Origin of the sequence: Oryzomonas sagensis (genome assembly GCF_008802355.1) — a bacterium.
Lineage (GTDB): Bacteria > Desulfobacterota > Desulfuromonadia > Geobacterales > Pseudopelobacteraceae > Oryzomonas > Oryzomonas sagensis.
This window is the reverse complement of the sequence record NZ_VZRA01000007.1, coordinates 23506-37091: the sequence shown is the minus strand read 5'-3', so window position 1 is coordinate 37091 and position 13586 is coordinate 23506. Positions and strand designations below refer to the sequence as shown.

Annotated in this window: 13 protein-coding genes; all 13 read left to right on the top strand. The window is 56.6% G+C overall.

All coding sequences use genetic code 11. The features are described 5' to 3' along the window. Positions 1 to 6: 6 nt before the first annotated feature. From F6V30_RS15700 to neuC, 13 genes are read left to right on the top strand one after another with little or no spacing between them, the layout of a single operon-like run. Entirely contained in the window at positions 7 to 1194 is a 1188-nt protein-coding gene (locus F6V30_RS15700; protein WP_151157984.1) for an XrtA/PEP-CTERM system-associated ATPase, read from the top strand. Then, positions 1194 to 2444: a TIGR03016 family PEP-CTERM system-associated outer membrane protein gene (locus tag F6V30_RS15695; RefSeq protein WP_191965739.1), complete on the top strand. Its 1251-nt coding sequence runs from the start codon at positions 1194 to 1196 to the stop codon at positions 2442 to 2444. The genes F6V30_RS15700 and F6V30_RS15695 overlap by 1 nt, the downstream gene beginning before the upstream one ends. Then, complete coding sequence (locus F6V30_RS15690; RefSeq protein ID WP_246163567.1) at positions 2441 to 3355, top strand: XrtA system polysaccharide deacetylase; 915 nt, start codon at positions 2441 to 2443, stop codon at positions 3353 to 3355. Before F6V30_RS15695 ends, F6V30_RS15690 begins: the two co-directional genes overlap by 4 nt. 13 nt (positions 3356 to 3368) lie before the next feature. After that, the gene (gene xrt / locus F6V30_RS15685) at positions 3369 to 4226 is read left to right on the top strand and encodes an exosortase (protein ID WP_191965738.1); all 858 of its coding nucleotides are present in this window, start codon (positions 3369 to 3371) and stop codon (positions 4224 to 4226) included. After that, positions 4214 to 4870 (top strand): exosortase C-terminal domain/associated protein EpsI, encoded by a 657-nt coding sequence (locus F6V30_RS15680; protein ID WP_151157978.1) that lies wholly within the window; start codon positions 4214 to 4216, stop codon positions 4868 to 4870. The genes xrt and F6V30_RS15680 overlap by 13 nt, the downstream gene beginning before the upstream one ends. Before the next feature lie 42 nt (positions 4871 to 4912). Further along, positions 4913 to 6028 (top strand): glycosyltransferase family 2 protein, encoded by a 1116-nt coding sequence (locus F6V30_RS15675; protein ID WP_246163565.1) that lies wholly within the window; start codon positions 4913 to 4915, stop codon positions 6026 to 6028. Between the two features lies 1 nt (position 6029). Next, entirely contained in the window at positions 6030 to 7157 is a 1128-nt protein-coding gene (locus F6V30_RS15670; protein ID WP_151157973.1) for a glycosyltransferase, read from the top strand. A 31-nt stretch (positions 7158 to 7188) separates the two neighbouring features. After that, positions 7189 to 8517 (top strand): polysaccharide pyruvyl transferase family protein, encoded by a 1329-nt coding sequence (locus tag F6V30_RS15665; protein ID WP_151157971.1) that lies wholly within the window; start codon positions 7189 to 7191, stop codon positions 8515 to 8517. 53 nt (positions 8518 to 8570) lie between these two features. Further along, the gene (locus tag F6V30_RS15660; protein WP_151157969.1) at positions 8571 to 9581 is read left to right on the top strand and encodes an NAD-dependent 4,6-dehydratase LegB; all 1011 of its coding nucleotides are present in this window, start codon (positions 8571 to 8573) and stop codon (positions 9579 to 9581) included. 19 nt (positions 9582 to 9600) lie between these two features. Further along, entirely contained in the window at positions 9601 to 10770 is a 1170-nt protein-coding gene (locus F6V30_RS15655; protein WP_246163563.1) for a LegC family aminotransferase, read from the top strand. Beyond that, positions 10763 to 11392, top strand: a complete 630-nt coding sequence (locus F6V30_RS15650; protein ID WP_151157967.1) for an acetyltransferase — start codon at positions 10763 to 10765, stop codon at positions 11390 to 11392. The genes F6V30_RS15655 and F6V30_RS15650 overlap by 8 nt, the downstream gene beginning before the upstream one ends. After that, a complete protein-coding gene (gene neuB / locus F6V30_RS15645) occupies positions 11389 to 12408 on the top strand; it encodes an N-acetylneuraminate synthase (protein WP_246163562.1) in 1020 nt (339 codons plus the stop codon). Before F6V30_RS15650 ends, neuB begins: the two co-directional genes overlap by 4 nt. Continuing rightward, positions 12390 to 13577: a UDP-N-acetylglucosamine 2-epimerase gene (gene neuC / locus F6V30_RS15640; protein WP_151157965.1), complete on the top strand. Its 1188-nt coding sequence runs from the start codon at positions 12390 to 12392 to the stop codon at positions 13575 to 13577. Before neuB ends, neuC begins: the two co-directional genes overlap by 19 nt. The last annotated feature ends 9 nt before the right edge of the window (positions 13578 to 13586 follow it).

Genomic DNA, 13586 nt, shown 5'->3' with positions numbered 1-13586 from the left:
GCACGTATGTACGAAACCTTTTTCAATTTGCGCATGAAACCATTTGACTTGGTTCCCGACCCAAGTTTCATCTACCTGAGCAAGTCGCACAAAAAGGCGTTGACGTTTCTGGACTACGGAATCAGAGAGCGGGCAGGTTTCATTCTTCTTACCGGAGAGGTCGGTTCGGGCAAAACCACAATAATTAGAAACCTGCTCAATAAGCGCTATGAGCAGTTGGTCCTGGCCAAGGTTTTTAACACCCGCGTCACCTCCGAACAGCTGCTGGCGATGATCAATGACGATTTCGGCCTTCAGACCCAAGGGAAGGACAAGGTTACCCTGATCCGGGATCTGAATGATTTCCTGGTTGACCAGTATGCGCGCGGCAATCAGCCGATCCTGATCATAGATGAAGCCCAAAACCTCGCTCCGGAGCTTCTGGAAGAGGTCAGGATGCTCTCCAACCTGGAGACGTCCGACAGTAAGCTCCTGCAGATTATTCTAGTCGGACAACCCGAACTGAGGACGATCCTGTCTACCCCCGAGCTGCGCCAGTTGCGGCAGCGGATCAGCATAAATTGCCATTTACAATCGCTCAACCGTCAGGAAACCGAGCGGTACATAATGCATCGCCTGGAAGTCGCAGGCAATGCCCTTGCCGTGGAGTTCCCTTTCGAGTCGTTGGACATTATCTTCCGCTACAGCAGGGGAATTCCCCGCTTAATAAACATTATCTGCGATTTCCTGATGCTTTCGGCATTTGCCGAAGAAATGAAGGTGATTCCCGTCGAGATGGTGCGCGAAGTTATCGGGGACCTTGATTTCGACAACCATTTTTGGTCGAGCGGGGCCGTTACCCCCCCGGAAGCGTTGTCGGCCGATGCCGGCGCTGCATCGCACGTGCTGGACAACAATGATATGCGCGCTCTGTTGAGCGATATTGCCCGGCGGATCGATGCGCTTGAGGGGACAAGCGGCAGCCCGGTGCAAACAGTCATCAACGAGTTTCAGGATCGCTTCACGCAGCTTCAGAATAGCGTCTCCTCGCATATGGCAAAGGCCGATTCGCAGATATTCAGCCTTATCAGAAAGCTGGATGAAATCGTCCCGCCCCAGGGAGACGACAGTGCCCTTGACATGCCTCATGAACCCACGAATGTAGGGTTTGTCCGCAGGGTTTTTGGCGGCGATACCTTCGGCAGGAGAAAATGATGAACTGTTCCCGGCAGGCTTGGATGATATGCTCACTGATCGTAACAGGCCTTGTAACGGGGATTGCCCGGCAGGCCTGCGCCGCAGAGACGGCGTTTAAGCCATCGCTTGCGGTCAGCGAAGAGGTCAACGACAACATCTACGAGGTCGCGGCCGGCAAGAGAACCGACTATATTACCCGTGTCCAGCCGGGAGCGTCGCTTCATTACCTGACCCCCTTCTGGAATTGGGACACGGCCTATACGTTCGACTACCGAAACTATGCGCGGCACAGCCGTGATGCCGAGTTTAATCACGACGCCATGGTGAAGGGGAACATCGCGTTTGTAGATAATTTCTTCTATCTCGATCTCAATGAAACCTATCGCCGGGTAACCGTTAACGTTACCCGTGACGTGACCACCCAAAGCAGTCTCTTTCTCAACCAGACCGACCAGAATATCGCTGCCGTTTCGCCGTATCTGCTGTGGAAAATGGGCGAAAAGAGTACGCTCAAAACCGGTTATCGCTATTCCGATACCCGGTATTGGGATGCAACCAGCATCGACAAGTTCGAACATAGTGCCCTTGCCGATTTCAGTTATGAAGTGACGCCCAAACTGAGTCTTACGTCCGGGTATGCATTTACGCGCAGCAAAACGTCGCTGAGTCGTTTCGACACGCATGACGTGTATGGTGGCTTCAAATATCAATATGCCGACAAGTCTTTTGTTTTCGGCAAACTGGGCAGAAGCTGGCAGCTCTTCGACAAGGCCAATGATGTTGCGTATTATTTTTGGGATGCCGGCCTTACGCATGACTTCGAGGTCGCCACGGTAACGGTGGAAACAAAGGCTCAAACCACCGAAGATCCGCAGTCCGTTTCGACCAAAGAAACCGACTACATCGGGAAGATCGACAAGGTATTGGCCCGCGGGGCTTTGGGGGCGTCGAGCACCTATTCCGAGTATGTCAATACGCAAACGGATATTCGTAGCCAGCGCAAACTTTCCTTCTCCGGCTATGGACGTCACGAAATCATACCGAGCCTGACGGTCAGCCTTAACGCAACGGCGGAACATTTCTATCAGAGCAATTCCGGCGATTTCCCCTACCATTTCATCGCCACAAGCGGCTTGACCTATGCTTTCAATTATGACATCAGCCTTGGTGTGACGTATTCCTTTGAAACCTATCGTTATGCTGTGGACAGAGCGGCCGACGCCAAAGAGATCAACCGTGGCATTGTCGAAGTGAGGAAGACTTTTTGATTCTTAATGTCCTGACCATCGATGTGGAAGATTATTTTCAAGTGTCGGCGTTCGAGCGCTGTGTGAAACGCAGTGAGTGGGGCGCCTACCCATTGCGGGTTGAAGATAATACTCGCCGCATACTGGATATGCTCGACGAATTCGGCGTTACCGCCACGTTTTTTGTGCTGGGGTGGATTGCGGAACGCACACCTCGATTAGTTAAGGAAATTCAGGCAAGAAGACATGAAATCGCCTGTCATGGGTATGGCCACCAACGGGTTACCCAGCAAACCAGACAGGAATTCCGCGACGACATCCGCAAAAGCAAGGCGGTGCTTGAAAACTTGCTTGGAACAGCGGTCATCGGGTATCGCGCTCCCAGTTATTCAATCGCACGCAACTCTTTCTGGGCCTTCGATGAGCTGATTGAGGCGGGGTATCTTTACGATTCCAGTGTATTCCCTATTCGCCATGACTTTTATGGGATTCCCGACTGGCCCCGCTACGCTTGCAATGTGCTGCGCAAAGCCAATGGCGACTGGGACCCGGAGACGGAAGCGCCCGAAACCGGAGGGGCTGAAATCGGGGCTGCACCGCGAATATTCGAAATTCCTATTACAACCGTAAACATTTGCGGAAAAAACATTCCCATTGCCGGGGGAGGATATTTCCGTTTTTTCCCCTATGCATTCACGAAGTGGGGGTTGCAACGTATTAATTCCAAAGAAAATAAATCGTTCGTTTTTTATCTGCACCCCTGGGAACTCGATCCGGAACAACCCCGAATGAGAGGCGCCGGCGTCAAAAGCACGTTTCGTCACTACCTCAATCTTCACAAGACGGCACAACGATTTCACCAGCTGCTGGGGGACTTCAGCTTCACATCACTGAAGCGGATGTATTTTGACGATGGTTCTATGCGCTCGTAAAGGGGACTGTTCGATGCCGTTTGCAAAGCAATTGTTATCCACGGCGCGTGGCGTTCAACTACAGTACCTCTTCTGGGCCGTTTTCGGCGTGGCTTTCGTCTGCGCCTACTTTCCCGTCATCACCAGCCTGGTTCATGCCTGGTCCCATTCCGACGACTATTCACATGGCTTTATAATAGCGCCGGTGGCCGCTTATATGCTCTGGCAAAAGCGAGAGGTTTTTCTTGAAAAACAGGCTGTCGGTTCATGGTCGGGATTGCTTCTGGCAACAGGCGCCCTGTTTCTCTATGCCGTTTCGAAAATAGGAGAAATGCAAACCATCGCGTCGCTGTCCATGATCGTATTTCTCTGGGGTGCCGTCATTTTTCTGTTTGGCTATGGCGTCTTCAGGGCCTGTTTTCTCCCTCTCGTGTTCCTCGCCTTCATGATACCTGTCCCGGCCCAGATTATAGCGAGACTGACCATTCCGCTCCAATTGCTCGTCACCAAGGCAAGCGTCGGACTTGCATCATTCAGCGGTATTCCGATTTTTCACGATGGAAACATAATACAACTTCCCCAAGGGACGTTCCAGGTTGTGCAGGCATGCAGCGGTCTTCGATCGATCATGACCATGCTGACCCTTGGAACGGTGTTGGCGTATTTTACCTTGCGATCCACTATGCTGCGGGGGACGCTGTTACTCCTCGCTGTTCCCATTGCGCTCGCAGTCAATATCCTCCGTGTTTTCGTCCTGATCTCAGCTCTCTATTTCCTCTCCATCGACCTGTCGGAAGGGACGCTCCATACGTGTTTGGGGCTTGCCGTGTTCGGGATTGCCTTGGGCCTGTTTCTGGCGGCGGGAAAGGGGCTGGCGTTATGGGAGCGGTGAGGTCGGTACGGCTGGCAATTCTTATCGTATTGTTGGCCGGTACCACGTTCGTCATCAAGGAGCATCTCAAGGCGGGGGCAGCCGATAGGGCGAAGGAACCGCTGCAACAGGGTATTTCCCCGGTCGGCACCTGGCAACTGATCCGTGCTTTTCCGATGGACCCACCGATCGTCGAGGCGCTCAAACTTGACGACTATCTCTATCACTCCTACCGCCGCGGCAAAGGGCTCGTCAACCTGTACATCGGGTATTACCGCACGGTAAAGAAAGTCGGAGCGGCCCATGATCCTTTGGTCTGCTTTCAGGGGCAGGGGTGGCAGATCGGCAATCGCGGCACCGGAGAGTATGTCCTGAAAAACAAGCAGAAGCTGACGATCCAATACTCGTATATGATAGCTGAGCATCAGGGGGACCGGGAACTCGTCGTTTATTGGTTTCAGGCAAACGGGAAGGCCGTTCACAGCACGCAGTCGCAAAAAGTTGCCATGGTTGTGGATAAATTCTCAGGCCGGAGTGAAGATAACGCCTTCGTACGGATCAATGCACCACTGGGGGAAGAAAGCATTGAGACGGTACGGAAGCGTGTGTTCGATTTCATTGAAGATTTTTACCCTGTTTTTCACAGCTACATCACTCGATCATAAACGCGAAAGCAGCCGATGATTGCAACGGTTTTTTTCTTATCAGTGGCACTCATTTTTTATATCTATGCCGGCTACCCCTTGCTTGCCGCCGGTCTGGCGGCTTGCCTTCAGCGCACGGTCAAGAAGAAAACCTTCGAACCGACCGTCACGATTCTGATATCGGCCTACAACGAGGCGGAGGGCATCGCAACCACCATCGAAAATAAGCTCGGATTGGAATACCCTCACGATAAGCTGGAGATCATCGTTATCTCGGACGGGTCGACCGACCGGACCGACGCTGTCGTGCAAGGCTTCGCCGCCCGCGATGTCCGCCTCCTGAGGCAGGAACCCCGTGCCGGCAAGACCGGCGCTCTCAATATGGCCGTCCCCCTGGCAAAGGGAGATATCATCATCTTTTCCGATGCCAACTCCCTCTATGCTCCCGATGCGTTACGCAAGCTGCTGGCGAATTTTGCCGATGAAGAGGTGGGGTATGTTACCGGCAGGATGATCTACGCCAACCCGGACGGCACCCCTATCGGCGAGGGGTGCAGCGCCTATATGAAGTATGAGAATGCCCTTCGTTCCATCGAGACCAGGCTCGGTTCGGTGGTCGGGGTGGATGGTGGGATAGATGCCGTGCGCGCCACGCTCTACCGGCCGATGAACGCCGATCAACTGCCGGATTTCGTCCAGCCGCTCAAGGTCGTCCAACAGGGGTATCGGGTCGTGTATGAGCCCGAGGCCGTCCTGTGGGAACCTAGCCTGAAGGATACGGACGACGAGTACCGGATGCGGGTCAGGGTATCCCTGCGTGCGTTCTGGGCTCTTTTCGACATGCGGCAGTTGTTGTGGCCGGGGATTAACCCTCTTTTCGCCTGGCAACTCTGGTCCCACAAGGTACTGCGTTATCTCTGCTTTTGCTTTCTGCTTGTTGCCTATGTCACTAACTGGCTGTTATTGGGGAATGGCGAAGGGTATACGGTGATGCTGGTGCTGCAGCATGCAGGGTATGTGGGCGCTTTAGCCGCACCCCGCACAAAGAGTGCCGGAGTCTGGGGAAGAGTCCTGACGTTCAGCAGATATTTTTTCCTGCTTAACCTGGCCGCGGCACACGCTTTCGGCAAATTCCTCCTCGGGAAAAAACAGGTGGTCTGGACGCCGCGCAAGGGATGAGATGAGGATCGTGCATGTCATTGATAGCGGCGGATTGTACGGAGCCGAGATTATGCTCCTCAACCTGATGAGCGAACAGGTCGCGATGGGGTTTGAACCGGTCCTGGCCAGCATGGGGGAGCGTGCTGTTGCCGACAAGCCGCTTGAAGAAGAGGCCCGTCGGCGTGGCTTGCGGGTGCAGGTTTTCCGCATGAGATCGGGACCCAATGTGGTGGGTGCCCTTGAGGTTCTCCGTTTTGCCCGCAGGGAAAAAGCAACGCTCCTCCATTCCCATGGTTACAAGGGGAATATCCTCCTTGGGCTTATCCCGCGGAGCATTCGCAAAATCCCCATGATCGCGACGATACATGGCTGGACAGGAACGGGCGAGATCAACCGCATGATGCTCTACGAATGGTTCGATTCGCTTGCCCTGAATTTTATCGACCGGATCGTGCTGGTCAACGAGGCCATGAAAAGCCATCCCAAATTGAGGAATCGCCCAAGGCTCCGCATGGAAGTGGTCACGAACGGCATTCCTTTGGCGAGCGACCCCGTTGACCTCGTTGATGGCAAGGGACTCGATCGTGAGGTACGGGATTTCTGCCGGGGGGGGTATACCCTTGGCGCCATCGGGCGATTCTCAAGGGAAAAAGGGTTTGACCGGCTGATCGAGGCGGTTGCAATTCTGGCCCAAAGGCGTCAGGACATCCGTTTGGTGATTCTGGGGGATGGCGACCTGCGGAAGGACCTGGAGCGGAAGGTGCGGGAACTCGGTTTGGAAAACCGGGTACTCATGCCCGGCTACCGGGAGAACGCCAGAGACTATCTGCCGTTTTTCAGAGTCTTTGTGTTGTCCTCCCTCACCGAAGGGCTACCGCTCGTCCTGCTCGAGGCGATGCAGGCGGGGGTGCCGGTTGTTGCGACCAGTGTCGGGGGGGTCCCCGAGGTCTTGCAGCATGGCAAGGCGGGGATACTGGTGCCAGCTCCCCGTGCCGTTGATCTGTCGGAAGGCATCGGCAGAGTCATGGTGGATGAGGCTTTGGCGGCAGAAATGGCTGACCGATGTAAAAAAATAGTCGTCGGTACGTATTCCGCGCGTGCAATGGCGGAGAACTACGCTAAAATTTATAGGAGGCTTGTTGACTGACGGCGGGCGGCGCACCCCGCGGAAAGCATCCATGACAAACGTTCTGCTGGTAGGCGATAACAGTTCATACCAAAACTGGGGGGGGCGAGGCGGGAGCATTGCCCTGCTGCAGATATTGTCGGAGCGATTCCGGGTCGGCGATACCATACCCGGCAGTGCGTTCCAACTGGACTCTGCCGGCTTCGGATATGTCGGTACGCTTCTCCCGCCGGGGTATGGCTGGCTCTTTGCGATGCTGCGTGCAAGCCGGCACAAAAAAAGGATCTACGAGTACTATATCCGGCTGGAAGAGTTATTCGGGGCCAAGGATTTCATAGCCCATGATCCTGTGGAAACCGTTGCCAATATCCTCCGCTACAAGGATACCCACCGGGAGATCGGGGAGATATACGAGAAGGCTCAAAACGCCGACCTCCTCGTCATCCATGGGGAAGGCGATTTTGTGCTTGCCACCCCGCCGCGCCGGGAAGTCCTGTTCCTGCTGGGGATGGCCGAGTTGGGGCTGCATCTGCACAAAAAGGTGGTTTTTGCCAATGGACTCGTTTCCGACTGCCCTACCACCGGGCGGAATCATGCGACCCTGGAATTCGCCCGAAGGACGCTGTCCCGGTGTAACGGGGTCATTGTGCGGGATTACCAGTCACTGGACTATGTGAAGAAGGAGATGCCGGCCGCCGAGTGCAGCCTTGTCCCCGATTCCCTTTTCAGCTGGTATCCGTACATCGAGAAGAGCGCCTCGCAGATCCCGGCAAACGGAGACTTCATCATGCCCTTCCCGGAGAACAAGCAGAATCTGGGGCGGCTGGATTTCTCCAAACCCTATATCTGCATCGGCGGAAGCGCATTGGCCGCGAAAGACAAAACAGCGGCAGTACCCCATTTCGCGCGCCTTCTGGAAAAGGTTCAGGGACTGGGGTATCCGGTGTATCTCACGGAAAACTGCGGGGGGGATGTCTTTCTCCGGACGGTTGCAGCCGAAGCCGGGGTGGGGTTTGTCCCGGTCAATACCTCGGTATTCATGGGGGGCGCGATCCTGGCAAATGCCCGCCTCTTCATCTCCGGCAGATACCATCCCACCATCCTCGCTTCACTGGGTGGAACGCCGTGCATCTTTCTCGGGTCCAGCGCCCACAAGATGCTCAGCCTGCAGACGCTCCTCGAGTATGACTATGTGCGCGAGTTCCCCGTCTTCCCCTCCAGCGGGGAGATCGATGAAATACTTGAATTGGCGCGGGAGTACCTCCGACAGGGGGAAGCGTTGCGGGCGACCATACGGGCCGTTGCCGGGAAGCGATGCCGCGAGGCAAAGAGGTTGCCCGATGTCATAACCGAACATATTAAGGACACGGAGCCCCGGTAAGGCACGCCGGGGGCAGGTCCGCCGCCACGCTTGACACGGAAAAGAGAGCATCAATGGACCTGAGAAACAAAAAAATCCTTGTGACCGGCGCCGACGGTTTTATCGGTTCTCACCTCACCGAGGAACTCGTGCGCTCCGGCTGCGATGTCCGCGCCTTCGTGTATTACAACTCGTTCAACTCCTGGGGATGGCTGGACAGCCTCGCCCCGGAAGTGTCGACGTCGCTGGACGTCTTTAGCGGCGATATCCGTGACCCCCACGGGGTGAAACAGGCCATGACGGGGTGCGACATCGTACTCCATCTGGCCGCGCTCATAGCGATCCCCTATTCCTACCATTCGCCGGATACCTATGTCGACACCAATATCAAGGGGACCCTGAATGTCCTTCAGGCCGCTCGCGAGTTGGGGGTGGCCAAGGTGGTGCACACATCGACCAGCGAGGTTTACGGCACGGCCCGTTTTGTGCCCATAACCGAAGAACATCCCCTCCTGGGCCAGTCGCCGTACTCCGCTTCCAAGATCGGCGCCGACCACCTCGCCTTGTCCTTTTATCATTCCTTTCAAACGCCGGTCGCCATAATCCGCCCCTTCAACACCTACGGACCGAGACAATCCGCGCGGGCCTTTGTGCCGACGGTCATTACCCAGATTGCGTCCGGGGCTCGCACCATCAGGCTCGGTGCGCTCCATCCGACGCGCGACCTCAACTACGTGACCGACACGGTTGCCGGGTTCATGGCGGTCGCCCAATGCGATGCAGCCGTGGGTGAGGTGATCAATATCGGCAGCAACTACGAGATCTCCATGGGGGACACGGCCCGGATGATTGCCGATATCATGGGGGCTGACATGGAGATCGTCACCGATGAGGAGCGGCTCAGGCCCGAAAAGAGCGAGGTGGAGAGGCTCTGGGCCGATACCGCCAAGGCGAGGCGGCTGCTCAGGCATGAACAGAACTACGCCGGCCTCGAAGGGCTGCGGAGGGGGCTTGCCCGGACAATCGAGTGGTTCGCCCTTCCGGAAAACCTCAAGCTGTACAAACCGCATATCTACAACATCTGAACGATCTTATAGGGGGCGCATGGATACTCCGAAAATGATACCGCTCTCAGTACCGTCCCTGAAGGGCAATGAATGGAACTATGTCAAGGAGTGCCTGGATACGGGGTGGGTTTCCACGGCCGGCAAGTACGTTGAACGGTTCGAGGAGGAGTTCAGCGCCTTCGTCGGCTCCCCCCACGCCGTTGCCTGCGTCAACGGGACCGCGGCGCTCCAGGTGGCGCTCAGGGTTGTTGGCGTGCTCCCCGGCGATGAGGTTATCGTCCCGACCCTCACGTTCATCGCCCCGGTGAATGCCGTGAACTACCTGGGCGCCGCCCCGGTCTTCATGGATTGCGACGATTTCTACAACATTGACGTGGAAAAAACCCTTGATTTTCTGCGGGACGAGACGGAAATCCAGCGTGGCGTTACCTACAACAAGCGAACCGGCAGAAGGGTTGCCGCCATAATCCCCGTCCACATATTCGGCAATGCGGTCAGGATGCATGAACTTGCGACTACCTGTCGCGACCGCAACATCGGCATCGTCGAGGATGCGACCGAGAGCCTGGGCACCCGTTATCTCGATCCGGTGCTGGCGGGGAAGCATACGGGAACCATCGGGGATGTGGGCTGTTTTTCCTTCAACGGCAACAAGATCATCACGACCGGCGGCGGGGGGATGATCGTTACCAGCATTCCCAAATATGCCGAAAGGGCGAGATACCTGACCACCCAGGCAAAGGACGATGAGGTCAGGTATGTTCATAACGAGGTCGGTTACAACTTCCGTCTGACCAACGTCCAGGCCGCAATCGGGGTGGCACAGCTGGAACTTTTGCCCGGATTTCTGGAGTCGAAACGGGAAAATTTCCTGAGATACAAGGAGACGATAGACCACATCGACGGCCTGACGCTTGCGGACGCCCCCCCGTATGCGCGGAACAACCACTGGATGTACGCGTTGCAGGTCGACCGCACCCGCTACGGGAAGGACCGGGAGGAAGTGATGGCATACCTGAAGGGGGAGGGGGTCCAGACGAGACCCGTCTGGCACCTGAATCACCTCCAGGTCCCCTACCGCGATTGCCAGCAGTATCATATCGAAAAGGCGTGCCGGATGCTGGAGATAACGTTGAACATTCCCTGCAGCACGGGTATCACGGCGGGCGAGGTGGCCTTTGTGGCCGAGCGGTTGCGCCATGGATAGGCTGGTCGTCATCGGCGGAGGCGGACATGCAAAGGTCCTGATCTGCGTCCTGAAAAAATCCGGCTATGACCTTGCCGGTTATACGGACCGGCAGGACAATGGGCCGATTCTCGGGGCCCCGTATCTCGGTGATGACGGCATCCTTGCGGAGATGATACGGAAAGATGCCGCTTGCCGGGCAATTATCGGCATAGGGAAAATCGACGCTTCAGACCGGAGGATCAGGCTTCAGAACGAATTCCTTGCGCTCGGTTACGGGTTCCCTCCGGTGGTGTCTCCCCAGGCCGTCGTCAACGAGGAGGTCCGGCTCGGTGCCGGAACAGCCGTCCTGGACGGGGTGGTGGTCAACAGCGGCTCGCAGATCGGGCGTGCCTGCATCCTCAACACGAACAGCACGGTCGAGCATGACTGCCGGATCGGGGATAACGTCCACATCGCGCCCGGCGCCACGCTCAGCGGCGGCGTAACCGTGGGGGACAACAGCCTGATCGGAACCGGGGCGAACGTCATCCAGGGCGTGGGCATCTGCGCCAATTGCCTGATCGGCGCCGGCTCCACGGTGGTAAAGGATATAACGATCCCGGGGACGTATGTGGGCAACCCCGCGAAGAGGATCGGATGATGCGTGAACAGAGGACCTATATCATTGCCGAGGCGGGCGTGAATCACAACGGTTCGCCGGAAATCGCCAAAGAGCTTGTGGATGCCGCGAGGCTGTGCGGTGCCGATGCCGTCAAGTTCCAGACCTTCAAGGCCGAGAACCTGGTTACCAGGAGCGCGGCAAAGGCGGACTACCAGAAGCGCGACGCAACGGGAGGGGCTTCCCAGTTCGAGATGCTGAAGAGGCTCGAACTCAAAGATGGGGATTTCAGGGAGCTCTTCGACCACTGCCGCCGGCGCGGCATCGAGTTCATGTCGAGCCCCTTCGATGAGGAGAGCGCGGACCTCTTGGATTCGCTCGGCATGTCCACCTTCAAGGTCCCGTCGGGTGAGATCACCAACCATCCTTTGCTGGAACATATCGCGCGAAAGGGGAAGCCGGTGATCCTGTCCACCGGTATGTCCACCCTGGGCGAGGTCGAAGAGGCCCTCGGGATATTCCAGGCGTGCGGAAACCCTTGCGTCACCCTGCTCCATTGCGTCACCGAGTACCCCGCACCCTATGGGGAGATCAACCTGAACGCCATGCTCACCCTGCGGGAGGCCTTCAAGGCGGCGGTGGGCTACTCGGACCATACCCCGGGCATCGAGATCCCCCTGGCGGCGGTTTCACTCGGTGCCAGGGTTATCGAGAAACATTTTACCCTGGACAATGCCATGGAAGGGCCTGACCACAAGGCGTCGCTCAATCCGGCGGATTTCATGCGCATGGTTCAGGCGATCAGGAACGTCGAGCAGGCCATGGGTGACGGCATCAAGAGACCGGCCCCCTGCGAGTTGAAGAATATCGATATTGCCCGAAAGAGCGTTGTGGCTGCGGAAACGATTGCGGAGGGCGAGATCATCTCTATCGATAAGCTGACGGTCAAAAGGCCGGGGCACGGTGTGCAGCCGAAAGACATGGAGAAGCTGGTCGGGTTGAGGGTCAACAAGACGATTGCAAAGGATGACGTGCTGCAATGGCATTACTTGGCGTAAAAAAACGCAAAATCTGCGTCGTCACCACGTCACGGGCCGATTACGGGCTGCTCTGCTGGCTCATGAAGGAGATCGAGGATGATCCCGATCTGTCGTTGAGCGTCATTGCTACGGGCATGCATCTTGCGGCCGCATTCGGCATGACCGCCGATGTCATCGAGAAGGACGGATTTCGCATCGACAAGCGGATCGAGATGTTGCTCTCCTCCGACAGTGAGAGTGGGATCGTCAAATCCATGGGAGTGGCGATGATCTCCTTTGCCGATGCCTTGAAGGAGATCGGGCCGGATATCGTTGTGCTTCTGGGGGACCGGTTCGAGATCGTCCCGATTGCCCTTGCGGCAGTGGTGTTCCGCATCCCGCTGGCCCACATCCATGGCGGTGAAACCAGCCAGGGGGCCATTGACGAGGTGTTCAGGCATTCCCTGACCAAGATGGCGAGTATCCATTTTCCGGCAACTGAAACCTACCGCACACGGATTCTGCAGATGGGGGAAAACCCCGATGTCACCTTCAATTTTGGCGCGCCGGGGCTTGACGCCCTGTACCGGCTGCCCCTGTTGAACCGCAATGAGTTGGAAACTGCGCTCCGGTTCAAGCTGGAAGGGATCGTTGCCATTGTCACCTATCATCCGGTTACCACCGAGCAGGGCACGGCTCGGGAACAGATCGACAATCTGCTCGCAGCGATCGAAGCCTCGGGCATCAAGGCGGTCTTCACCAAGGCAAACGCCGATACGGGCGGCAGCGTCATCAACGCCAGGGTTGAGGAATTCTGCAGGGCAAACCCGCACAGGTTCAAGCTCTTTGACAGTCTCGGCCAGCTTAAGTACCTGAGCTGCCTGAAAAATCTCGACCTGATGCTGGGGAATTCTTCGAGCGGGTTGATTGAGGCACCCTCCTTCGGGCTGCCGGTCGTCAACATCGGCGAACGCCAGAGGGGGCGGATGCGGGCGGCCAATGTGATCGACGCCGATACCTCGACCGAATCGATCGGAGAAGGTATTGGCCGGGCGCTCTCCCACGATTTCAGGGCCGGCCTGGAGACAATGGGCAATCCCTATGACCGGTTCCGGGATGGAAAGACATCGCTGCGGATCAAGGAAAAGCTGAAGACCATAGAACTCTCGGAAGATCTCATCCGGAAAGAGTTCCGGGATTTGGCCTGAAAGGTCTTG

Coding starts and splice junctions, on each gene's coding strand:
- F6V30_RS15700 (WP_151157984.1), top strand. CDS start 7: ATGTACGAAACCTTTTTCAATTTGCGCATGAAACCATTTGACTTGGTT.
- F6V30_RS15670 (WP_151157973.1), top strand. CDS start 6,030: ATGAGGATCGTGCATGTCATTGATAGCGGCGGATTGTACGGAGCCGAG.
- neuC (WP_151157965.1), top strand. CDS start 12,390: ATGGCATTACTTGGCGTAAAAAAACGCAAAATCTGCGTCGTCACCACG.
- F6V30_RS15680 (WP_151157978.1), top strand. CDS start 4,214: ATGGGAGCGGTGAGGTCGGTACGGCTGGCAATTCTTATCGTATTGTTG.
- F6V30_RS15665 (WP_151157971.1), top strand. CDS start 7,189: ATGACAAACGTTCTGCTGGTAGGCGATAACAGTTCATACCAAAACTGG.
- F6V30_RS15655 (WP_246163563.1), top strand. CDS start 9,601: ATGGATACTCCGAAAATGATACCGCTCTCAGTACCGTCCCTGAAGGGC.
- F6V30_RS15660 (WP_151157969.1), top strand. CDS start 8,571: ATGGACCTGAGAAACAAAAAAATCCTTGTGACCGGCGCCGACGGTTTT.
- neuB (WP_246163562.1), top strand. CDS start 11,389: ATGATGCGTGAACAGAGGACCTATATCATTGCCGAGGCGGGCGTGAAT.
- xrt (WP_191965738.1), top strand. CDS start 3,369: ATGCCGTTTGCAAAGCAATTGTTATCCACGGCGCGTGGCGTTCAACTA.
- F6V30_RS15695 (WP_191965739.1), top strand. CDS start 1,194: ATGAACTGTTCCCGGCAGGCTTGGATGATATGCTCACTGATCGTAACA.
- F6V30_RS15650 (WP_151157967.1), top strand. CDS start 10,763: ATGGATAGGCTGGTCGTCATCGGCGGAGGCGGACATGCAAAGGTCCTG.